Origin of the sequence: Streptomonospora alba (assembly GCF_000826685.1) — a bacterium.
Lineage (GTDB): Bacteria > Actinomycetota > Actinomycetes > Streptosporangiales > Streptosporangiaceae > Streptomonospora > Streptomonospora alba.
In genome coordinates this window covers 46,301-68,269 of the sequence record NZ_JROO01000010.1, presented here as the reverse complement: position 1 = coordinate 68,269, position 21,969 = coordinate 46,301, and the positions used below count along the sequence as shown (strand labels likewise).

Annotated in this window: 21 protein-coding genes; 14 read left to right on the top strand and 7 right to left on the bottom strand. The window is 72.4% G+C overall.

Annotation, left to right across the window (positions count from 1 at the left end; all coding sequences use genetic code 11):
• Positions 1–55 precede the first annotated feature (55 nt).
• Both LP52_RS06495 and LP52_RS06490 read right to left on the bottom strand, forming a co-directional pair.
• Entirely contained in the window at positions 56–1,312 is a 1,257-nt protein-coding gene (locus LP52_RS06495) for an NAD(P)/FAD-dependent oxidoreductase (RefSeq protein WP_040271623.1), read from the bottom strand.
• Positions 1,313–1,499: 187 nt separating this feature from the next.
• Positions 1,500–2,750 carry a M24 family metallopeptidase gene (locus tag LP52_RS06490; RefSeq protein WP_040271621.1) on the bottom strand — a complete coding sequence of 417 codons (1,251 nt, stop codon included), beginning with the start codon at positions 2,748–2,750 and terminating at the stop codon, positions 1,500–1,502.
• A gap of 311 nt (positions 2,751–3,061) precedes the next feature.
• Between LP52_RS06490 and LP52_RS06485 the strand changes: the two genes are divergently transcribed.
• The 9 genes from LP52_RS06485 (at position 3,062) to LP52_RS06450 (ending at position 11,297) form a co-directional block, all read left to right on the top strand.
• The gene (locus LP52_RS06485) at positions 3,062–3,568 is read left to right on the top strand and encodes a MarR family winged helix-turn-helix transcriptional regulator (RefSeq protein ID WP_052809520.1); all 507 of its coding nucleotides are present in this window, start codon (positions 3,062–3,064) and stop codon (positions 3,566–3,568) included.
• Positions 3,569–3,749: 181 nt separating this feature from the next.
• Complete coding sequence (locus LP52_RS06480) at positions 3,750–4,847, top strand: LLM class flavin-dependent oxidoreductase (protein WP_040271619.1); 1,098 nt, start codon at positions 3,750–3,752, stop codon at positions 4,845–4,847.
• On the top strand, positions 4,844–5,449 hold the full coding sequence (locus LP52_RS06475) for an FMN reductase (RefSeq protein WP_040271617.1): 606 nt from the start codon (positions 4,844–4,846) through the stop codon (positions 5,447–5,449). Before LP52_RS06480 ends, LP52_RS06475 begins: the two co-directional genes overlap by 4 nt.
• A 208-nt stretch (positions 5,450–5,657) precedes the next feature.
• Positions 5,658–6,575 (top strand): methionyl-tRNA formyltransferase, encoded by a 918-nt coding sequence (locus LP52_RS06470; protein WP_040271616.1) that lies wholly within the window; start codon positions 5,658–5,660, stop codon positions 6,573–6,575.
• A 185-nt stretch (positions 6,576–6,760) separates the two neighbouring features.
• Positions 6,761–6,982 (top strand): hypothetical protein, encoded by a 222-nt coding sequence (locus LP52_RS27990; RefSeq protein ID WP_202966061.1) that lies wholly within the window; start codon positions 6,761–6,763, stop codon positions 6,980–6,982.
• Positions 6,940–7,932: a macrolide family glycosyltransferase gene (locus tag LP52_RS06465; protein WP_052809518.1), complete on the top strand. Its 993-nt coding sequence runs from the start codon at positions 6,940–6,942 to the stop codon at positions 7,930–7,932. Before LP52_RS27990 ends, LP52_RS06465 begins: the two co-directional genes overlap by 43 nt.
• A 506-nt stretch (positions 7,933–8,438) precedes the next feature.
• A complete protein-coding gene (locus tag LP52_RS06460) occupies positions 8,439–9,398 on the top strand; it encodes a VOC family protein (RefSeq protein ID WP_040271614.1) in 960 nt (319 codons plus the stop codon).
• 110 nt (positions 9,399–9,508) lie between these two features.
• Positions 9,509–10,153 (top strand): alpha/beta hydrolase, encoded by a 645-nt coding sequence (locus LP52_RS06455; RefSeq protein ID WP_040271613.1) that lies wholly within the window; start codon positions 9,509–9,511, stop codon positions 10,151–10,153.
• 124 nt (positions 10,154–10,277) lie between these two features.
• Positions 10,278–11,297, top strand: coding sequence for a uroporphyrinogen decarboxylase family protein (locus LP52_RS06450; protein ID WP_040271611.1), 1,020 nt, complete (start codon positions 10,278–10,280; stop codon positions 11,295–11,297).
• Between the two features lie 88 nt (positions 11,298–11,385).
• Here LP52_RS06450 and LP52_RS06445 read toward each other — a convergent pair whose 3' ends face one another.
• Positions 11,386–12,375 (bottom strand): AraC-like ligand-binding domain-containing protein, encoded by a 990-nt coding sequence (locus LP52_RS06445; RefSeq protein WP_202966059.1) that lies wholly within the window; start codon positions 12,373–12,375, stop codon positions 11,386–11,388.
• 383 nt (positions 12,376–12,758) lie between these two features.
• Between LP52_RS06445 and LP52_RS06440 the strand changes: the two genes are divergently transcribed.
• Genes LP52_RS06440 through LP52_RS06430 form a run of 3 tightly spaced genes read left to right on the top strand, consistent with a single transcriptional unit; the run spans position 12,759 to position 15,593 of the window.
• The gene (locus LP52_RS06440; RefSeq protein WP_052809517.1) at positions 12,759–13,775 is read left to right on the top strand and encodes an alpha/beta fold hydrolase; all 1,017 of its coding nucleotides are present in this window, start codon (positions 12,759–12,761) and stop codon (positions 13,773–13,775) included.
• A 6-nt stretch (positions 13,776–13,781) separates the two neighbouring features.
• Positions 13,782–14,984, top strand: coding sequence for an acyl-CoA dehydrogenase family protein (locus LP52_RS06435; protein WP_040271609.1), 1,203 nt, complete (start codon positions 13,782–13,784; stop codon positions 14,982–14,984).
• Positions 14,985–14,990: 6 nt separating this feature from the next.
• Complete coding sequence (locus LP52_RS06430; protein WP_202966058.1) at positions 14,991–15,593, top strand: flavin reductase family protein; 603 nt, start codon at positions 14,991–14,993, stop codon at positions 15,591–15,593.
• A gap of 68 nt (positions 15,594–15,661) precedes the next feature.
• Here the strand turns inward: LP52_RS06430 and LP52_RS06425 are convergent, their stop codons facing one another.
• Positions 15,662–17,131, bottom strand: coding sequence for a hypothetical protein (locus tag LP52_RS06425; protein ID WP_040271607.1), 1,470 nt, complete (start codon positions 17,129–17,131; stop codon positions 15,662–15,664).
• Positions 17,128–17,913, bottom strand: a complete 786-nt coding sequence (locus LP52_RS06420) for an ABC transporter ATP-binding protein (RefSeq protein WP_052809516.1) — start codon at positions 17,911–17,913, stop codon at positions 17,128–17,130. Before LP52_RS06420 ends, LP52_RS06425 begins: the two co-directional genes overlap by 4 nt.
• 66 nt (positions 17,914–17,979) lie before the next feature.
• Between LP52_RS06420 and LP52_RS06415 the strand changes: the two genes are divergently transcribed.
• Positions 17,980–18,627, top strand: coding sequence for a TetR/AcrR family transcriptional regulator (locus LP52_RS06415; RefSeq protein WP_052809515.1), 648 nt, complete (start codon positions 17,980–17,982; stop codon positions 18,625–18,627).
• A 54-nt stretch (positions 18,628–18,681) separates the two neighbouring features.
• On the opposite strand, the gene LP52_RS27115 is transcribed toward LP52_RS06415, so the two are convergent.
• Positions 18,682–18,855 carry a hypothetical protein gene (locus tag LP52_RS27115; RefSeq protein ID WP_157036231.1) on the bottom strand — a complete coding sequence of 58 codons (174 nt, stop codon included), beginning with the start codon at positions 18,853–18,855 and terminating at the stop codon, positions 18,682–18,684.
• A 149-nt stretch (positions 18,856–19,004) separates the two neighbouring features.
• Here LP52_RS27115 and LP52_RS06410 point away from each other — a divergent pair, with 149 nt between their 5' ends.
• Positions 19,005–20,153, top strand: a complete 1,149-nt coding sequence (locus tag LP52_RS06410) for an MFS transporter (RefSeq protein ID WP_157036230.1) — start codon at positions 19,005–19,007, stop codon at positions 20,151–20,153.
• A gap of 85 nt (positions 20,154–20,238) precedes the next feature.
• Here the strand turns inward: LP52_RS06410 and LP52_RS06405 are convergent, their stop codons facing one another.
• Positions 20,239–21,840, bottom strand: coding sequence for an acetyl-CoA acetyltransferase (locus LP52_RS06405; protein WP_084722960.1), 1,602 nt, complete (start codon positions 21,838–21,840; stop codon positions 20,239–20,241).
• Positions 21,841–21,969: the final 129 nt, after the last annotated feature.

Below are 21,969 nucleotides of genomic sequence, written 5' to 3'. Positions count from 1 at the left end.
CGCCGCCGACCGGCCGCGGCACGAGCACCCGGTCCACTGAGCGAAGTGCCGCCTGCTAGCGCAGCGGGTCGAAGTGCCGCATCAGGTCGGGGGTGCGGCCGGTGGTCATCGACTCGGCGAGCAGCCGACCCGTCAGCGGACCCAGCACGATGCCCCACATGCCGTGTCCTCCGGCGACGTGCACCCGCGGCGAGGAGGTCGCGCCGATGAGCGGCAGCCCGTCGGGTGTGCAGGGGCGCGAGCCGACCCACTCCTCGTGGCGGGCGTCGAAGTCCACGCCGGAGAGCATCGGGCGCACCGAGTCGACGATCGTGTGGATGCGCCGGGGGTTCAGCGGGGCGTCCTCGGGGCGGAACTCCATCATCCCGGTGATCCGGAAGCGGTCGCCCAGCGGATTGCAGGCCACTTTCCGGGCGGGGAAGTAGAGGGGATGGGTCGGCATCTCCCGCGGGTGGACGCTGAAACTGTAGCCGCGGCCGGCCTGGACGCGTGTGCGGACGCCGAAGGGGCGGGCCAGGGAACCCACTCGGACGCCGCCGGCGAGTACGGCCGCGTCCGCCCGCAACCGTCGTCCGTCGGTCGATACCAGGTCGACACCGGAAGCACCGAGATCGAGCACGCGGGTCACGTCGAACCCGTCGACGATGTCGCCGCCCCGGGCGCGGACGGCACCGGCCAGCGCGTGGGCGAACTCGGGCGGGTTGACGAAGCGCTGGCCGTGCACACGCAGGCCCGTCCGCACGCCTGCGCTCAGCGCCGGTTCGAGGGCGCGCAGCTCGTCGCCGGTGGCGAGGTCGTAGGAGACCTCGCCGCCGGTCGCGCGCACCGCCGCGAGCTCGTCGACGACGTGCTTGCGTTCGGTGTGGGATGCGCACGCGACGATGAACGGGTCGGCGTGTTTGACCGGTGCCGCGACACCGCCGTCGGTGAGCCGGTCATAGGCGTTCAAACTGAGGCGGTTCAGCTCGTTGAAGACGGCCATCGCGCGGCGCCATCGGGCCGGAGTGCAGTTCCTTGCGAACGCGGCGAGGAAGGGCCACAGCTGCCGGCCGCCCGTCAGGGGGACGGCCACCGGAGAGGACCGGTCGAGCAGGGAGGCGGCCCCGGAGCGCAGGACAGCCGGTTCGGGCAGCGGCAGGGTGAACGCGGGAGCCAGGAGCCCGGCGTTGCCCCAGGAGGCGCCGGCCGCCGTCCCGGAGCGGTCCACGACGGTGACCCGGACTCCGCGTTCCTGCAGGAACCACGCCGTCGACAGGCCGACCGTGCCCGCTCCGACGACGACGGCGTGCTCCGGTTTCGGCCCTGTGCTCACTCGGCCTCCACGTGCGCGATCGCGACACGAACGGTTCCACAGGACGGGTTCGGGAGGGTGGACTGCGTTTCCCTGTTGGCGATCGTGACCGCCGTCGCCGCCCGCCGCCGCACCGCGGCGACCGGGGCCGGCCCTCGGCTCTGCGGCGTGCTCGGGCCGCCCTCACCCGGCGCCCGCGCTCCGCTCGTCATCGCACCTCGATCGGTTCGGCCGGGCCGTGGGTCAGTACCCGGGTGCCGTGCTCCTCCACGAGGAACGTCTGGCTGAGCCCCACTCCCGAGCGGCCGAACGAGCGGAACGACGCCGGTACGTGGAAGACCATCCCGCTCTGCAGCAGCTCGTGGTTGTCCTGGGTGAGGTAGAAAGGCGCGCCGTCCATCCAGTGCGGCTTGTGCGCCAGCCCGACCGGATAACCGTAGAGCCGGTGGAACACCACGTCGTCGGGCAACCGGCCGACCGCCCGCGCGGCGTGGTCGGCGACGTGGGAACACGGGACTCCGGCCCTGGCGGTCTCCAGCACCGCGGCGAGCGCGGTCTGCGCCAGCTCCGCCAATCGCCGGTCCTCGGGCGAGAGCCGTCCCAGTGCCAGGGTGCGCATGACCGGCGCGTGGTAGCGCTGGTGGGCGCCGGCGAACTCCAGGAACGTCGGACCCGCGCCCAGGCTGCGGTGCACCCAGCTCGAGTGCGGAATGCCCGCCCGGTTCCCGGTGGCCACCACCGGCCCCCATGCCGACGGGGAGTCGGCGTGTTCGAAGAGCGCCGCAGCGATCGCGGCGGCGACCGAGGAGTCGGTGGCGTCGGGCTTGCGTGCCTCGGCGGCGGCCGCGCCGGTCCCCGCCCGGGTGGCCAGCGCGGCCCTTTCCACACAGCCGATCTCGGCGTCGGAAAGCACCAGCCTGACGCGTTCGACGAGGTGGTCGGGGTCGACGACGGTCACCCGGCGGGCGCGCAGGATCTCCACCGCATGCGGAGGGGTGGAGGTGTGGCCGGCCTCGACGCCCACCCGGGCGCCCTGCGGCAGCACCCCGGCGGCGTGGTCGAGGAACAGTCCGAGGCTGCGCAGCGCGTCGGCGTAGCCGACGTAGCGGATGTGCCCCGGCCGGGAGCTGGCCAGTGCCCGGCCGACCTCCAGGTCGGGAACGTAGAGGTAGGTGTCGTCTCCGGTGACCAGCAACGGCTGGGGAGCCGTCTCGGCGGTGTGGTAGCCGCACAGGTACTCGACGCTGGAGGGGCGGAACACCACCATCGCGTCCAGCCCGGCGTCGGCCATCCGGCGCCGGACGCTGTCCAGCCGGGCCCGGTACTCGCTGCCGGTGAAGGGGCTCGGTTCGGCCGCGGTCACCGTCGCGGCGGTATCGGCGGTGAGCCATTCCGGCTCCGTCGCCTCGCCGAGTCCGGCGACATCGGGCTGGGGCTCCGATCGCTGCTCGCGGCCCATGCGGTCCTCTTCTCTGTGGGGTGCACGTGCTCCCGGGAGGATCCTTGCCGCCGGGTTCGCCCCCATCGCCGACTGCTCCGGCAGTTTAGAGACCGGCTCCCCTTGAGGTCCATCGGATGTCCACGCGTGGAGGTGTCTGCCGTCGTGCGTCGGTCTGGCGCCGGCCGTGGAGCGCGCTTGCGCTGGAGGCGCGGCGCCCACGAGAGCGCCTCCGCCGACTGAACGCAGAGACCGCACGGCGCCCTTCCGCACCTTCGGGCACCGGACTGCGTCGGTATTTCAAGTATTGAAGCACTTGCTAGGCTGCAGGTATGTCGACCTGGCACAGTTCGCTTCAGCGGCGCGCCTGGCGGCCCTATATCGAGGCGAGCCTGCTGCTGGAGACCCGGCTCGACGAGGACCTGCGCACGGCCGCCGGAATGAGCCTGGTGGATTACCACGTGCTGCTTGTGCTCTCGGAGAGTCCCGCGCATCGGTTGCGGATGGGTGAGCTGGCGGCGCGCATGGTGTTCTCGCCGAGCAGGCTGACCTATCAGGTCAAGGTGCTGGAGCGGCGCGGCTGGGTGCTGCGGCACCCTTCGCCGGACGACAGGCGGGTCAGCCACGCGGTGCTGACCGCCACGGGACTCGAAGCGCTGCGCGAGGCGGACCGCCACCACATCGCGACGGTGCAGCGGCTGTTCACCGACGATCTCGACGAGGACGAACTGCACGTGCTCGCGCGCGTGTTCACCCGTGTGCGATGCCGCCTGCAGGACCGGCGGGCGGCCGACGAACCGGCCGGGCCACCGACCGGGGAGCAGGGCGGAGGCCGCTGAGGAGTGACGCCGCCAGGCTTCGTGCGCAGAAGGCGGGCTCGGCCCCCGCGACCGGCGCGGCCGGGCCGGGCGCAGCGGTCGCACCCCGCACGCGCCGCAGCATCCGGCCGGGGAGGGAATAGCACCCGCCCCGCCACCGTTCACGCGGTCGGTTAAAATCTGAACGACCGAGGAGGTCGCAATGCAGTTCGGGGTGTTCACGGTAGGGGACGTCACGCCCGACCCGACGACCGGGCGCACGCCGACGGAGGGCGAGCGCATCAAGGCGATGGTGGCCATCGCGCGCAAGGCCGAGGAGGTCGGGCTCGACGTGTTCGCCACCGGCGAGCACCACAACCCGCCGTTCGTGCCGTCCTCGCCGACCACGATGCTGGGCTATGTCGCGGCCCGGACCGAGCGACTGATCCTGTCCACGTCGACGACGCTGATCACCACCAACGACCCGGTCAAGATCGCCGAGGATTTCGCGATGCTGCAGCACCTGGCCGACGGGCGGGTGGATCTGATGATGGGCCGCGGCAACCAGGGCCCGGTCTATCCCTGGTTCGGCCAGGACATCCGCAAGGGGATCCCGCTGGCCGTGGAGAACTACCACCTGCTGCACCGGCTGTGGCGCGAAGACGTCGTCGACTGGCGAGGCGAGTTCCGCACCCCGCTGCAGGGCTTCACCTCCACGCCGCGGCCGCTGGACGGTGTGCCGCCGTTCGTGTGGCACGGTTCCATCCGCAGCCCCGAGATCGCCGAGCAGGCCGCCTACTACGGCGACGGCTTCTTCCACAACCACATCTTCTGGCCGCCCGAGCACACCAAGCGGATGGTCGATCTCTACCGCCGACGCTTCGAGCACTACGGCCACGGCGGGGCCGATCAGGCCATCGTCGGCCTGGGCGGGCAGGTGTTCATGCGCCGCAACTCCCAGGACGCGGTCGAGGAGTTCCGGCCCTACTTCAACGACGCCCCGGTCTACGGCGGAGGCCCGTCACTGGAGCAGTTCTCCGAGCAGACCCCGCTGACCGTGGGAAGTCCGGCCGAGGTCGTCGACAGGACACTGGGGTTCCGCGACTACGTCGGCGACTACCAGCGCCAGCTGTTCCTGATCGACCACGCCGGCCTGCCGCTGAAGACCGTGCTGGAACAGCTCGACCTGCTCGGCGAGGAGGTCGTCCCCGTGCTGCGCAAGGAGTTCGACGCGGCCCGCCCCGCCCACGTCCCCGACGCACCCACCCACGAGTCCCTGGTCCAGGCACAGCGACACGGCACCGAGGGGAGCCCGCAATGACCGACATCCTCGCGATCTCCGCGGGACTGTCACAGCCCTCCAGCACCCGCCTGCTGGCCGACCGGCTGGCCACGGCCACCCGCGGCGAGCTCGGCGGCGAGGCCGCGATCGAGGTGGTCGAGCTGCGCGACTACGCCCACGACATCACCGATCACCTGCTCACCGGTTTCGCCGACCGGCGCCTGCAGCAGGTGCTGGACCGGCTCGACGCCGCAGCCGGGCTCATCCTGGTGAGCCCGACGTTCAGCGCCTCCTACAGCGGCCTGTTCAAGTCCTTCATGGACGTCGTCGATCCCGAGTCGATGCGGGACAAGCCGGTGCTGCTCGGCGCGACCGGCGGCACCGAACGGCACTCGCTGGTGCTCGAGCACGCGCTGCGCCCGCTGCTGGCCTACCTGCGCGCACAGGCGGTACCCACCGCCGTCTTCGCCGCCAGCGCCGACTGGGGCGGCGACACCGACCTCAACCGGCGCATCGCCCGCGCGGCGGGCGAACTCGCGGCAGCCGTGCGAGGACGCCCGGCCCGGCCCCATACGGAGTCGGACTCGTTCACCGATCCGGTCCCCTTCGAGCAGCTCCTCCACGGAGGCGGGCCGCACTAGCGAAGCCGGATCCGGCGAAGCCGAGCGGTGCCGTGCACGGCTGCCGCACCGGAGCCGCACGCTCGGCGCCGGCGAGCGGAAACACCGAACAGGCTCCTGAGTGAGACAGCCCTTCCCCCAGGCAGTCGTGGCTCGCCCGAACCCATCCGATACCTTGCCGAAAGGCTCAGACGGGGTGATCCACGGACATGTCAGCCGGGAGTGATATATGCGTGTTGCCATTATCGGGCAGGCGGCCTTCGGAGAAGCGGTGCTCCGGCGGTTGCAGGACGATGGCGTGACCGTTGCCGGTATCGCGGCACCGGAGCCCACCGATGGCGGGCGGCAGGACCCGCTCTGGGCGGCGAGTGAAGCCGACGGCATCCCGCGGGTGTCGACCGCTGAGCTGAAAGAGCCCGGCGGCCTCGTCAAGTGGAAGGAGATCGAGCCCGACTTCTGCCTCATGGCGTTCGTGACCCAGTTCCTTCCGGACGAGGTGTTCGCGGTGCCCGAGTACGGCACGGCGCAGTACCACCCCAGTCTGCTTCCGCTGCATCGCGGCATGTCGGCGATCAACTGGGCGCTCATCAACGGGGACGACGAGATCGGGCTGAGCGTCTTCTGGCCGGACCGGGGAATCGACACCGGCCCGATCCTGCTGCAGAAGCGGTGCGCGATCGGCCCCGACGACACCGTGGGCAGCCTCTACTTCGACCGCCTCTTCCCCCTTGGTGTGGAGGCCATGTCCGAGGCGGTGTCACTGGTGGCGGCGGGAGACGCGCCGCGCACCGAGCAGGACCACGCTGAGGCGACGTTCGAGCCCGGATGCCGCGACGAGCACGTCGAGATCCACTGGCACCGTCCCGCGCGGGTGGTCTACGACCTGATCCGGGGCTGCGACCCCCGGCCGGGCGCGTGGACCCTCCTCAACGGGGAGAAACTGCGGTTCTTCGACTGCCGTCTCGCCCCCGAACAGCGCCCCGGCATGCCCGGGCAGGTTCTCGACGTCGACGACGAGGGCTTTTCGATCCGGCTCAACGGCGGTGTGCTCCGCGTCGGGCGGGTTCAGCACACCGGCGGAAACAAACTCCCCGCCGGAGAGTGGGCCGCCGAAGCCGGACTGACCACCGGATTCCGCTTCCGCTGACCCCAGGTTCGCCGCCCCCGCTCTCCCCCGGCATCCGGGAGGAGGCGGGGGCGCGGTGACGTCGGGACGGGCAGGGCGATCGCTGGAAGCGGCGCAGCCGGGCAGGCGGCCGACCAGGCCGCCCGCCCCCTGGCGCGCAACGGCTCCAGCTCCCGGGCGATGACTCGGGCGATAGCATCGCCCCTGTGGCGGCGATCTCCTTCTACGGCCCGCTCGGCGCCGGGCATGTCAACCCTACGCTCGGCATCGTCGCGGAGCTGGTGCGCCGAGGGCACACGGTGACGTACTACGCGCCGCGGCGGTTCGCCGACGGCGTCGCCGAGACGGGCGCGGACTTCGTGCCGGTGGTCTCCACATGGAGGCGATGGGCAGCGGCCCCGTGCCGCAGATGCACGGCAGGGAACTGATCCGGGGGATGGGGCTGCTCCTGGAGGAGACGAAGGCGCTCGTGCCCGCGCTCGCCGAGGCCCGGCCACCCGACCTGGTGGTGCACGACGGCACGCTCGCGTGGTGGGGCCGGATCCTCGCGCACCGGTGGCGGGTGCCGGCGGTGGAGACATGGCCGAACTTCGTGAGCAACCGGCACTGGTCCATGAACCGCTACGCGAAGATCAATCCGCTGAGCCCGTGCTTCCTGGCCACGATGCTGCGGGTGGCGCGGTATCTGCGCAGCGAGGGGATCACCGACGTCGGCGGGTTCTTCCAAGGCGCCTCCGCGGCTCGGAGGATCGTGACGATTCCGCGGTGCTTCCAGCCCGCCGGGGAGACCTTCACCGACGGCTACGCCTTCGTGGGGCCGGCGCTGACCGACCGCGCGTTCCAAGCTGAGTGGACTCCGCCCGGCGACGGGACGCCGGTGCTGCTGGTTTCCCTGGGCACCGCGTACAACGACCGGCCCGACTTCTACCGGATGCTCGTTGATTCCGCCGCCGACCGCCCCTGGCACGTCGTGATGGCGGTCGGCGACGTCGACCCCGACGAACTCGGCGCCGTCCCGCACAACGTCGAGGTGCACTCGCAGGTACCGCAGCTGGCGGTGCTGCGCCACGCGCACGCGTTCGTCACCCATGCCGGGATGGGCGGCACGATGGAAGGGCTGTACCACCGCGTGCCCATGGTCGCCCTGCCGCAGATGGCCGAGCAGCGCGCCAACGCCGACCGTCTCGTCGAGCTGGGGCTGGGCCTGCGCATCGATCCGGGCGGCACGACCCCCGAGGCGCTGTGGGACGCGGTGGACGAGGTCGTCGCGGACCCGCGGGTGCACGAGCGCATCGAGGGGATGCGCGAGCGCATGGACGCGGCGGGCGGAGCGCAGTCCGCGGCCGACGAGATCGAAGACGTCCTGGACCGGTGCTAGCGGTCGGTGCCGGGGGCGGTAACGGCGCCGCTCCCCCGGCCGCCGCGTCGCTGTCACGCTCCCCGTCCGGTCCCGCACGGGCGCTGCTGGAGCACACCGGCCGGGCCGACACGCGGTGGACACCGGCCGGGCGGTCACCACGATGCGGGTGGCTGCGGCGAACCGGTCCACGCCCACGGGCGGGCTGTCGCAGGACGAGGTCGTCGCACGCTACCCGACCTTCTCCGCGCCATCGCCGGCGCCGCCTACGACGGCAGGTGACGGCCGGCGGGTCCCGGCGCTGCGGGCACCGTGCCGTCCCGGCCGCCGCGGCGAACGCTCCGGCGGGGCCGGCAGGGCGGCCGAACGGCGAAACCCGGCCGCTGCGGGGCTGCACCCCTTCCCTCGGCCGCCGTCCTGTACGACGATCCCATGAGGCGTTCCTCGGCGCAGGGACGCCGCTGTCGGGCCTCCGCACCACTTCCGCCCCCGCCTCTCGGACGGCGCACCGACGAAGGAGCACAGCCATGACCTACCTGCTCGGCTCACACCACGTGACCCTGTCCGTGGGAGGCGCCCAGGCCGACGTCGACTTCCACACCAAGGCGCTGGGCATGCGCTTCATCAAAAAGACCGTCCTCTACGACGGCGCCATGCCGATCTACCACTTCTACTACTCCAACGCCGACGGCGATCCCTCCTCCGTCATCACGTGCTTCCCCTGGGCCCAGGCCGGGGTCTACGGCAAGCGCGGCACCAACCAGGCCCGCGAGGTGCTGCTGTCGGTACCCGCCACCTCCCTCGACTTCTGGTCCCGGCGCATGGCCCGGTACGGCGTCGATGCCGCCCACGCCGAGGCGTTCGGGCAGCGGCGCCTCGAACTGCGCCACCCTTCGGGCATCGAGTACGTCCTCGTCGGCACCGAGGGCGACCCCCGCGTGGGCCACCCCGGCCACGGGGTGCCGCCCGAGCACGCCGTCCACGGCATCCACGGGGTGGGCATGCACGTCTTCGACCAGGACCGGCTCGTGGAGTTCGCCAACGACGCCTTCTTCGCCGCCGAGAAGGTCGAGGAGGAGGGCGATCGGGCACGCCTGCAACTGGGCTCGGACGGCTTCGGCAACTACGTCGAGCTGACCGGCAACCGCTCCGACGATCAGGGGACCTGGTACTTCGGTGCGGGCACCTACCACCACTTCGCCTGGAACCTGGACACCCTGGACAACCAGGAAGCGGTCAAGTTCGACATCGAGGGTGCCGGATACACCGACATCTCCGAACTCAAGGACCGCACCTACTTCAAGTCGCACTACGTGCGCACGCCGGGAGGCGCCCTGTTCGAACTGGCCGTCACCCACCAGGACGGCGGCTGGGACTGCGACGAGTCCCCGGAGGAGCTGGGCAGGAACTTCATGCTGCCTCCGCAGTTCGAGTCCGAGCGCGACTCCATCCTCGCCCGGCTGGAAACCGTCACCACCGACGATTAGCCGCACCCGCCCCGCAACGACCACCGCGTTCCGCGGCCTGAGCGGGCCCCGGCCGCCGAGCCGCCGAGCCGCGGCGGCCGGGGCCCGACCGTCGCGCAGAAAGGCAGCCGATGAGCGACAACCCGCATCTGGCGGTTCCGCGGTCCCACCACGGCGCCCCCGTCGACGAGGCCGGTGTGATCGTCTACGCGGCCCACGGGCGCGGGCAGTCCGCGGAGTACATGCGCGACCTCGCCCGGCGCGTCGGCCTGGACGGCGCCGCGTGGGTGCTGCCCAACGCCGCGGACCACACCTGGTACCCCGGCGGGTTCATGCAGCCCGCCCGCGAGAACGAGCCGCGCCTGGGCCAAGCGCTGGAGACCGTCGAGGCGCACACGGCCGAACTGTCGGCCGCCCAGGCGCCCCTCGTGGCTCTGGGCTTCTCCCAGGGGGCCTGCCTGCTCGCCGAATACCTGCTCACGCGACGCCCCGCCCTGGCCGGAGCGATCCTGCACACCGGCGGCTACACGGGGCCGCACGAGCGCGAGTGGGACGGCGGCGGCGCCGGCCTGGTGGGACTTCCGGTACTCATGGCCTCGGCCGAGAAGGACCCGTGGGTCCCCCTGCACCGGGTGCACGCCACGGCCTCGGGCCTGTCCCGGCTGGGTGCCCACGTGGCCTGCGACGTCTACGACGACACCGAGCACCGCGTCAACGACGACGCCGTCGACCGCATCCGGACCTTCCTGCGCCGGATCGCCCGACCGCCGCGGTGACCCACCGCCAACCGTTGTGGCGTGCGGCGGGGCTGCCTAGGCTCGCAGGTGCCCGGTTGCGGGGGCACGCGCCTGCCTTGGGCGCACGGCCGGGGCTGTGCAGCCGTCGACGAAGGAGAGCGCCGTGCTTTTTCCCACCTCGCTGGTCGGAAGCTATCCGCAGCCGAACTGGCTGATCGACAGGGACAGGCTGAAAGGGCGCCTGCCTCCGCGGGTACGGGCGCGCGAGCTGTGGCGCGTCGCCGAGGAGCTGCGTGAGGAGGCCTTCCAGGACGCGACGGTGCTCGCGGTGCACGACCAGCACGAGGCGGGACTGGACATCGTCACCGACGGCGAGGTGCGGCGCGAAAGCTACTCCAACCACTTCGCGACGGTGCTGCAGGGCGTGGACATCGACAACCCCGGTACGGCTCTGGACCGCAGCGGCGAACCCAACCCGGTCCCCCGTGTCGCGGGGGCCATCCGGCGCAGCTCCGGCGTCACCGCCCAGGATGCGGCCGCGCTTCGCGGCCTGACCGACAGGAGGGTCAAGGTGACCGTCCCGGGCCCGTTCACGATGTCCCAGCAGGCGCAGAACGACCACTACCCCGATACCCGCGCCATGGCGATGGGCTACGCCGCCGCGGTCAACGAGGAGGTGCACGAGGCCTTCGCCGCGGGCGCCGACATCGTGCAGCTGGACGAGCCCTACCTGCAGGCGCGGGCGGAGGCGGCCAAGGAGTACGGGATCGAGGTGCTCACGCGGGCGCTGCACGGTGCACCGGGCACGACGGCGGTGCACATCTGCTTCGGTTACGCGGCGATCATCCACGAGCGTCCGGAGGCCTACTCCTTCCTGCCGGAGCTGGCCGACTGCCCGGTGGACCAGGTCTCGATCGAGACCGCGCAGGCGGCCCTGGACTGCGCCGTTCTGCAGCGGCTGCCGGGCAAGACCGTCGTCTTGGGCGTGCTCGACCTGTCCGATCCGGCTGTGGAGACCCCGCAGACGGTGGTCGAACGCGCCGAACGGGCTCTGGAGTACGTGGAGCCGGAGCGGATCGTGCTCGCACCGGACTGCGGCATGAAGTACCTGCCGCGCGCGTCGGCGCTGGGCAAGCTCCGCTCTCTGACCGCGGCCGCGGCCGAACTGCGCCGGCGCCACTGAACCGCGGGGCCGCGGGGCCCGGCGCCCGCACGGGTGCAGGCGCCCTCGCCGGCGGGCGCCGACGCCGGTGCGGTCGCCGTGCGTGCGGTCACTCCGGCGCGAACCGGCGGCTGCGGTAGGCGGCGCGGCGGAACTCGGCGGGGGTCTGGCCGGTGTGGCGCTTGAACACCTGGCCGAAGTGGGAGGCGTCGGCGAACCCCCAGCGGAGGGCGATGGCCGACGCCGGCACCTCGGCCTGGCGCGGGTCGGCGAGATCGCGGCCGCACCGCTCGACCCGCCGGGCGCGGATGCACCCGGCCACCGTGTGCTCGGATTCTTCGAAGAGCTGGTGCAGGTTGCGCGCGGAGATGTAGTGCGCCGCGGCGATCACCCGGGGGCTCAGCCGCGGATCGCTCAGGTGGGCGTCGATGTACTCGCTGATCCGTGCACGCAGCTCCGCGCGGTGGTCGACGGCAGGCGGCGGCCGCCCCAGTTCGTTGCCGAGCATGGTGGTCACCAGCTCCATCATGCCGCGCACGGCCAGCGGGCCGCTCGGGCCCAGGGACTCCAGTCCGCGGTTGAGGCCCAGCACCGTCGCCCACGCCGCCGAGGGCAGCCCCGCGCGGCATTCGAACGCCGTCGCCGTGATCTCCGACAGCGCGTCCTGACCGACGCCGATGCGCTCATAGGGGAACTTGATGCACGTCGACTTGTAGTCGTCGCTGGATACAACCCTGGTGGGCTGCGCCGAGTCGTAGAGCGCGAAGGAGCCCGGGGCGAGTACGGCCGTGCGGTCGTGCTGGGTGAGCTCTAAGCGTCCGGCGAGCTGAAGGGTGAGAATGTAGTAACCGGTGTCGCCGGCGGAAATCGATTCCGGCCCGCGGTAGGCGGCGTGCCGCCCGCATTCCATGTCGATGAATCCGACACCGGCCAGCGACCGGTCGCTGAGCGCGCCCGAGAACCTTCCCGGCCGGTCGCAATCGAATTCGAATTGCAGCACGCTGCGGGCGACCGCGTCCTTCCACGAACCGAACGCGACGGGCGGGGGCAGGTCGTCGGCGATGAGCCCGGAGGACTCGAGTCCGTCTATCAGCGCCACCGTCCTCGTCTCCCGTACCGTTCGGACCTGCCGCGGAGCCTGCCGGAGGTGTCGGCGCCTCCGGGTCGATGTGATGCGCATCATAACAACAACACGGCAGGAGGACCCCGCCGAGAGGCGCGAAACGCACGGGCGGAATCCAGGGCGGCGCTTCGGCCCCGTGCGCCCATTCCGCGACTTCGGCCACCCGAACACCATCGGCCCCGCATTGGACATCACGGTGCGAGTCAAATGGATTCTGCGCGCATCCGACATCGGGGTGCACGCATTTCCTATCGGCACCGGAGAAGGCGGCCTACGGTGGATCTCACCCCGCGGAAACGCGCATGGCGCACCGCGGCGCAGCCCCGTCGGCCCCGTTCACCGGACCACCAGGGGGAACCATGACCTCGCCGAGTGCACCCCACATAGCGGCCGCCCCCCGACCCGCGGTGCGCCGCGGGCAGTTCTGGATCCCCGGAGACCGCGTCCGCACCGCCCACGGAACCTGCCAGCGCGCGCCCATGTTCGTCTACTGGGAGGCTCCCGCCCACGGCGCCCGCCCCGACCCGCTCATCCTCGTCCACGGCGGCGGAGGCCAGGGGACCGACTGGACGGGCACCCCCGACGGCCGCCCCGGCTGGGCCGCCCGCTTCGTCGACGCCGGCTTCGCCGTCTACATCGTCGACCGGTGCGGCCACGGCCGCTCCCCCTACCACCCCGACGTCATCGGCCCCATGGCAGCCCAGTTCCCCTACGAGGCGGCCCAGGGCATCTTCTTCCCCGACACCGCCGCCGCACAACAGACGCAGTGGAGCTACGGCGGTGTCGACTCGGTGCTCGTCGACCAGCTGGTGGCGCCGATGGGGCCGCTCCCCGCCGACTTCGCCGAGTCCCAGCGCCTGGACGCCGAACGGCTCGGCCGCCTGCTCGACATCACCGGTCCTGCCGTCGTGGTGACCCACTCGGCCGGAGGCCCCGTGGGCTGGCTGGCCGCCGACGCGCGTCCCGGCCGCGTAGTGGCGATCGCGGCGGTGGAGCCGATCGGCCCCGCCTTCGCCGAGATCCCCGGCATGGGCACGCTCTCCTGGGGGCTGACCGCCGCACCGGTCACCTACGATCCGCCGATCCCCGAACCCGCGCAGGCGCGCGCCGCCGACCCGGCGAGGCTGCGCATCCCCGCACTGGCCGATGTGCCGGTCGCCGTGGTGACCGGCGGCGCCTCGGACTTCGCCGACTTCGCCCCCGAGGTCGTGTCGTTCCTCGCCGCCGCCGGAGCCCGCGCCGAACAGCTCCACCTGCCCGAGCACGGCATCACCGGCAACGGCCACGGCCTCACTCTCGAAGCCAACTCCGACCGCACGATCACTCCCGTCCTCGACTGGATCACCGCCCGCGAGCACGCGCCGACCAGGAGCTGATCCGCCATGACCACCGCCCTCGCCCCGAAGCGGGGTATCCACGTAAGCGACGAGTACGAGCCGCTGATGGGGCGCTTGGAGGAGATCCACCCCGTCCTCGACGGCACCGCCGACGAAGGCGAGCGGCTGGGCCGCCTCACCGACGAGGCCGTCGGGGCGCTGCTGTCCACCGGCGCACTCAAGGTGGGCATCCCCGCAGAGCTGGGCGGCTACGAGTTCTCGCCCCGCCAGGTCGTCGACACCATCGCGCGCATCGCCTACGCCGACGCCTCCGCCGGCTGGAGCTACATGGCGCTGCAGATGGTGGCCGGCACCACGGCCGCCTACCTCGGCCCCGAGGCCGTCGCCGAGCTGTACCCCGACGTCCCCGGCGGGCGCCACGCCATCATGGCGGGGCAGGGAACCAAGCCGGGCACCGCCGTGCGCACGGAGGGCGGGTACCGCGTGAGCGGCCGCTGGCAGTTCGCCTCCGGCGTCAACGTGGCCACCCACATCCACACCGCGGCGCTGTGCGAGGAGACGGGCCGGGTCCTGGTCTTCACCCTGCCCAAGGAGCAGGCGACTCTGATCGACAACTGGGACGTCATGGGGCTGTCGGGCACGCACAGCATCGACTACACCCTCGACGACGTGTTCGTGCCGGAAACCCGCGTCCACGAGGCGGCCACGACCACCACCCACCACGGCGGCGCGATCTACCGGATGGGACTGGCGAACATGTCGGGCGTCTGCCACACCGGCTGGGCTCTGGGTGTCGGGCGCCGGCTGCTCGACGAGCTCAAGGCCTACGCCGCCGCGAAGTCGGGATCTCCCGGCGCCGCTGTGGACACCGACCGGTTCCGCGCCGAGTACGCCGAAGCCGAAGCCCGGCTGCGCGCGGCGCGCGCCTGGGCCATGGAGATCTGGGCCGCCAACGAGGCGACGCTGGACCGCGGCGACCTGCTCACCACCGAGCAGGAGACCCTGACCCGGTTGATGCTGAACCACACCACATGGTCGGTGCACGCCGTCGGCCAGACCGTGCAGAGGTGGGCGGCGACGGCGCTCATCCGGCGCGGTCCGCTGCAGCGCTTCTTCCGCGACCTCAACACCGGGACCCAGCACATCACGTCGGGCCCTGTCGTGCTGCAGAGCTGCGGCAAATGGCTGGCCGGCATGGCCCCGGAAGGCCGATGGGTTTTCCTGACCCTGCAGGAACCGGGCGAATAGGCGGCCATGCCCTACTGCGACGCCGAAGCGGCAGATCAGGACATGCACTCCGACAACACCCGAGCAGGCGCCACGGCGGCGCCCGCCCCCTCCCCCGGCGGCCGCGTCCGCGACCCCGCGTGCCCGGAAGGATTCAAAGCCGCGTTCCGGCACCATCCCGCGGGCGTCGCGGTCGTCACCGCCGACGACGGCGAGGGCCCGGTGGGGTTGACCGCGACCTCGGTGATACCGGTGTCGGCGGAACCGCCGCTGCTGGCGTTCTCGCTCTCGGGCCGGTCCTCGACCACGCCCCGGATCACCGCCGCCGAGACCGTGGTCGTCCACCTGCTCGCCGCCGGGCAGGTGGAGGCGGCGCGGCGCTTCGCCACCAGCGGGATCGACAGGTTCGCCGACACCGCCGCATGGCGCCGCCTGCCCACCGGGGAGCCGCTGCTGTGCGACGCGGACGTGTGGCTGCGCGCCCGGATCGCCGAACGCGTCCCCGCGGGCGGCTCCACCCTGATCGTCGCCGCCGTCCTGCACGTCCGCACGGGAGACGAGTCACGGTTCCCCCTGGTGTACCAGGACCGCACCTGGTACACGCTGCCCGGCTCGGCGACGGTGGATTGACCCCGGCGCCGCCTCCCACCGCACCGACCGGCGGCGGGGTGGGACGCGGCGCCGCGATGAACACCCGCTCACGCCAGGCGGCCCGGCCACAGTCTCCGACGTGCGACGGATGCGGCGACGGCACCGAGACCGAGCAGCAGCGAAGCAGCGCCCGCGAGGCCGAGCGGCCCCGGCATGACGAGCAGAGCGCCGAGCGGGGCGACTCCCGCGGCCGCGAAGCCGAACGCGAGTGGAATCCGCAGGAGGCCCGCCCCACCGAGTGCGAGACCGAGCGCGCCGCCCAGCAGGATGACGACGACGACGAGCGGGAGCACCGCCGCCCCGGCCAGCCAGACACCCGCGGTGAGCACACCGCCGATGCCGAGGGTCAGCCACAGCAGCTCCGCGGAGAGTGCGATGGTCACAGCAGGTACGGCGGTGGCGGCAAGCAGCGCTCGCAACGGCCGCAGCGGCGCGACCCAGGCGTGGTTATGGCCGAGTTCCATCGCGATTCCGGTGAACGGGCTGGTCGCGATCGCGGCCGTGAGTACGAAGGCCAGCGGGATCCAGGCCAGGTGGTGGGCGAGCGCCAGCAGGGCGATCGTGGCGAGGAACTCCACGATGAACTCGAGGCCCACGGCGAACAGCATGCGGCGCTGCTGGGCGAGGCCGCGAAACAGCAGCGCCGCCTCACCGGTCCACCGGTCGGGGCCGGGCAAGGAGGCGAAGCCGCTGTGGAACCATTGCGTCCCCGATTCCATCCCCGTGGAGTCTCGGCGCATGGTCTCCCGAAGCTCGGCGTTCTGCCGCGCCCGATCGTCGGCGGCTTCGACGTAGCCGCGCGCCACGTACAGCGTGAGGCAACCCAGTGCCCCCGCGGTCAAGGCCGGGATGAGCACCCAGGACGCGGCCACGGCTTGCGGGTCGGTCGCCACCAGCGCCCAGCGCCGGATCAGCGGCTCGCCTCGCAGACCGGCGACGGGCTCTCCGCCGAACGCCGTGAGCAGCAGCACACCGGCCGCGGCGAAGGAGACCGCGCGGGCGACGCGGCGTGCCCGGAGCGCAAGCAGGTGGCACAGCAGGGCCGCCAGCCGCAGCATGATGGCGGCGGCCCCCAAGACGACGGCGAGTTTCCATGCCGGCGCGACTGCCTCGGAGGTCAGCATGCGCGATGCCGCCGCGCCTGCCCCACCGAGGACCGCCAGCAGCGACGGGAAGCCGAACAGGTACCGGGCGAGTAGAACCCGGCGACCCCCCGGCGCGGTGAGCAGCCACGACACGTCGGGGCTCGCCAGCCGAAGGGGCGAGCGGAAGGTGGCCGCGAAGCCCGCGACCGGCAGGAGGAAGGGCGCCAGCAACGCGACGGAGTCGACGACCGCCGGCGGGAGGGAAGTCCCGGCAGTGCCGCGCAGCAGGAAGTACTGCGCCGTGGCGCTGGATCCCAGAGCCAGCAGCAAAGCGAGCAGTGCCCAGGGGCGCCGCCGCAGGTGCAGGACGCGGCGCCGCCAACGGCGGGTTCCCAGATACGCCCGCGCGAAGGCGGGAGAGACCGGTGTCACCGCGGCCGCGCAGCCGCCGGATGCGGGTTCGGGACCCCGCTCGTCAACGCGAGATACGTGCTCTCCAGATCCGCTTCCCCGCCCACTCCGGCGCTCGCGCGTAACTCCGCGAGAGTGCCGTGGGCGATGACATCGCCGTCTTGCAACACGATCGTGCGTTTCGCGAGGCGATCGACGTCTCCCAGTACGTGGGTCGCCACGAGCACGCTCGCCCCGTCCTGCACGAGCTCACCGACCAGCAAGCGCAGTTCGGCCGCGCTGCGCGGGTCCAAGCCGTTGAACGGCTCGTCCAGCAGCAGCACGTCGGCACCTCGCACCAGCGCCATGACCAGCGCCAGCCTCCTGCGCATCCCCTGGGAGAGCTCGTGGGCCAGGGCATCCCGCCGACCCGCGAGGCCGAATCGCTCAAGCAGTTCGACCGCCCGCTCGCGCCATTGGGACAGCCTGTAGAGCAGCGCTATGAAGACGACGTGCTCCCAGACGGACACACCCGGGTAGAGGTCCGGCTGCTCGGGCATGAGCGAGAGTCGCCGCTGCGCTTCCCGCGTTCCCGCCGGATGGCCGCGTACCGTGATCTCGCCGGCGTCGAGGTCGACCGATCCGGCGGCCGCTCGAAACAGCGTGGATTTGCCGGCGCCGTTGGGTCCGATCAGGGCGGTGACGACACCGGCGGGGCACTCGAACGAGGCGCCAGCGAGTGCGGTCTGCCCCCCGAAGCTCTTGACGACGCCGCGAAAGCGGAGTCCGGCCCCGTCCCTGCCGACCTGCCCTGTTTTCGCCATACATATATACTGCGATGCCAGCGGGCACTTTGCAAGTCGTTCGTATTGTAAAAATAAGGAGGCGTGATGCCGAAGGTGGTCGATCATGACCTGCGGCGTCGGCAGGTCGCCCAGGCCATGTGGGAGGCCATCCGCAAATACGGCATCGAGGGCGCGAGCATCCGGAAGGTCGCGGCGGAGGCCGGAATCTCCGTCGGCCTGGTGCAGCACTACTTCTCGACCAGGGAACAGCTGGAGCATTTCGCCATGGAGCACATGATCTTCAGCGCACAGCAGCGGATGGCCGAACGCGTCGACACCGTGGGACCGCCGGCTACCAGTCGCTCGCTGCTTCGCCAGGTTCTGGGCGACCTGACCGTGCCCGCCGACGAACAGCGCCTCGCCGAGTACCAGGTGCTGCTCGCCTTCTCGTTGCGCTCGCTCCAGCGGCCCGACATCGCAGCTGGGCTGCGGACCAGCGATGCCGAGCTGCGGCGGTTCGTGACCGAGGAGATCCGGGGTGCCAAGGAGCGTGGTGAGGTGCGCCCGGCAGTCGACCCGGAGACCGAGACGACGCTGTTGCTGTGTTTCGCGGACGGCTGCGGGCAGCGCGTACTGCTCGGCCACCTCGCCCCCGACGACGCCTCGGCCGCCCTCGATCGTGTACTCGACCGCATCTTCACCGCACCTGACGACGGAGCCGGGACCGCGCCCGCGACGCCGTCGCCCGAGTAGACGAGCGGGCCTGGGACATGTCTCGGTCGGAGCACGCTCATCGCGGCGGCGCGGTCACTTCTCGACGTCCACCCGCGCCCCGTCGGCGAACAGGGCCTCGCCGTTGACGAGGACGTGTTCGGGTTCGAAGTCGGCGGGCAGGGCACAGGCGGTTTGCCGCTGACTTCGGTGTTCGGTGCAGGGACCGTACTTCCGGCGCCGACAGGCCCCGGCAGATAGAGCGGGCATCCGCGCGGCTCGCCCAGGCCGCCCGGGCGGTTCCTCCGCTGCGGGTGGGCTCGCGTAGCCTGACGCGGATCACGGCGAGCCGGAATTCGACGGATGGGTTGTGGGACGTGGTGAGCCCGGCGTGGCGTGCACTGACCGGGGCGGCTCTGTTGGATTTCGCGGTCAGCCCGTTGTTCCTCTGGGACGCCTTCAGCGGCGTGCTGTCCTCGGAACTGCAGGTTTCGTCTCCGTCCTCAAGCCTGGCCTACGCCGTCGGCCTGGCGGCCTTCACGGCCGGCGTCCTCGTCGGCGGGCGGCTCGCCGACGCCGTGGCGCCGCGGCGGCTCGCCCTTGTCGTGGGCGGCGGGGTCGTCCTGGGGCTCGCCGCCACCGCGTCGGCGGAATCGCTGCCGGTCCTCGTGCTCGGCTTCGGCGTCGTGCTGGGCGGCGCGACGGGCCTGGGCTATGCCACCGCGGTCCGGGTGGCCGGAACCGCGGCGACCAAGCGCGGCAGCGCGGTGGCGGTGGTGGTCAGCGCCTATGCGGCGGGGGCCGTGGTGCTGGCCCCGGTCGTCGACGTCCTGCTGGGCGTCGTGGGGCGGGCGGGGATGTTCGCCGTGCTGGCGGTCCTGCTCGGCGGCCTGGTCGTGTGCGCGAGTGCCCTGCTTCCGGACACGGTCGCCTCGGCACGCTCGTTGTCGGCGGAACCGGCACCGGCAGAGGCGTCGTCGACTGAACCGGCCGCGACGGGCCTGGCGGCGCTCCGCCCGTACAGCCGGCCGATTCTCGCCTCATGGACGATGTTCTGGCTGGGCAGCGCGCCTGCGCTGGTCGCCTTCGGCCATGCCGGGGACTTCGCTCGGACGCCGGAGTCGGCGATCGCGGCGGTGGTGCTGCTCAACGCGGGCAACTTCCTCGGCCGACTGGCAGCAGGGCCCGTCGCCGATCGGATCGGCCACGTACCGGCTCTGCACGCCACCGCCGCCGCCCTGGTCGGCGCGTGCCTGACGCTGGTCCTCGTCGCCCGGCCCGCCGGCGCTCTGGCGGCGCTGCTGGTTCTGGGCGCCCAGTACGGAGCCGTCTCCGTCCTCACGCCGATGGCGGTCGCCGACACCGTGCCCGCGGACCGGTTCGGAACCGCCTACGGGGCGGTCTTCAGCGGATGGGGCGTGGTGGGCCTCGCGGGGCCGGTCGGCGCCGCCTGGATGGCGACCGCCACCGGGTATCCGGCGGTCGCGGGGGTACTCGCCGGTGTCGCGGCGCTCTTCTGGGCCGCGGTCGTGTGGGTGTCCTCGACCCGGTCCGCCACCGGCCGTTAGCCGCGGCGCGGGCCGGCCGGCGGCCGCACGCGCGCGGTCGGGGCCGCCGCCGATCAGCCCCCACCGCACGGTGCGGGATGCGACGTCACCCCCGGGCGTCGTGCGGCGACGCGTGGGGCGCCGAATGGGGTCCTGCCATCCGGGCGGGGGTGGTGGTCACCCGGCTGCCGGAATCGGAGGTGCGCACGTAGACGCGCGCGCCGACGGGTTCGCCCTCCGACAGCAGCCCCAGGACCTCGTCGTCCCCCTCGGTCACCGCCGGGAACCGGCGCCCGTCGGCCTCCAGCCGGCCGACGACCACGCCGGTGCGCTCGCCGCCGCGGCCGTGCTTGACCGTGTAGGTCTCCACCCGCGCCCAGCCCTCGGGCTCGGCGGCCTCCTCGGGCGCCTCCCAGGAGTCGATCTCGCGCTGCAGTTCGGCGCTGCGGTCGGTCCGCCATCCCGTCGGCGCGGTGGAGTAGACCCCCGCGGAGTACTTGCTCAGGAACCCGCCGTTGGCGCCGACGAAACAGTAGCCGCCGGGGACGGCGCGGGCGCTGTGCACCGCCTCGGCTACGGCGTGCATGGCGTAGTTGTTGCCGGCGCCGCCGAAGAACGGCAGCCCGCCGGCGAGGGTGAGTCCGCGGGGGTCGTCGGCGGCGAGGCCGAGCGCGTCGGCGACGTTGGTGACCGCGATCGGGAAGCAGCTGTAGAGGTCGAGGGCCGACAGGTCCGCCGCGCCGATGCCGGCCACCTCCAGGGCGTGCTCGGCGGCCATCACCGCCGCCGGGCTTCGGGAGAGGTCCGCGCGCTGCATGAGGTCGCGTTCGCGCAGGTCGGCGTGGCCGTGAAGGAACACCCACCGTTCCTTGGGCACACCCAGTTCCCGCGCCGCCGCCACGGATGCGACCAGTACCGCCGCACCCTGGTTGACCTTGTCGCGGGCCACGACGTAGCGGGTGTAGGGGTCGGCGATGGGGCGGTTGCGCTCCGTCGGTGCGACCAACTCCGCGGCGCTGCGCTCGACGGGGGCGGCGGCGTGCGGGTTGGCCGCCGCGATGCGGGTGAAGGGGGCGAACAGCGCGCCCATGCCCGCCGCGTAGTCCTCGCGCGTCCGGCCGAGCCGGGCCCGGCGCGCGTTCTCGAACAAGGCGTACTGGCCGGGCGCATCGGTGATTCCGTGGGTCGCCTGGCGGTGCGATATCAGGCCGTCGAGTCCCAGCCCCCGGTCGTCGAGGCTTCCGCCGACCCTTTCGGAGAAGTCGGGCGGGTCCGGGGATTGCGCCATGGCCTGCACGGTGGAGACGGCCTCGGAACCGAACGCCAGGGCCGCCCGGCAGCCGCCCCGGGCGATGTCCGCGGCCAACTCGTTGACCAGGTGCTGGGGCCCCTGCCCGCCGACGACCTCCAGGATGGCGCGTTGCGGGTCGGCGCCGATTCGGGCGGCGACCGAGCGGGGGTAGTTGTCGGATCTGCCCAGCGGAGCCTCGGCGCCGGGAAAGGAGATCTCGAACTGGCGGATGCCGGCGGCCGTGTCCACGGCGGCTGCGGCGGCCGCGGGATCGGCGCCGGTGTCCTCCAGCGCCCGCCGGGCGGCCGCCGCGGCCAGTCCCACGGGGGAAAGCCCCTGGTAACCGGGATCGCCGATGCGCTCGGACGCCTGACCGACGCCGACGATCACGGGGGTGGCGGGGTCGAGGTCGTTCATCGGCACTGTCGTTCTCCCCGGGGACGGGTCCGCCTCGGCGCTTGCCGGACGTGATTACGGACGGAATCCGCCTGTAATCCCGGCAGCCTAATCCAGAGGGCACCCGTTCGGCACCGCCCCGCGACCGAT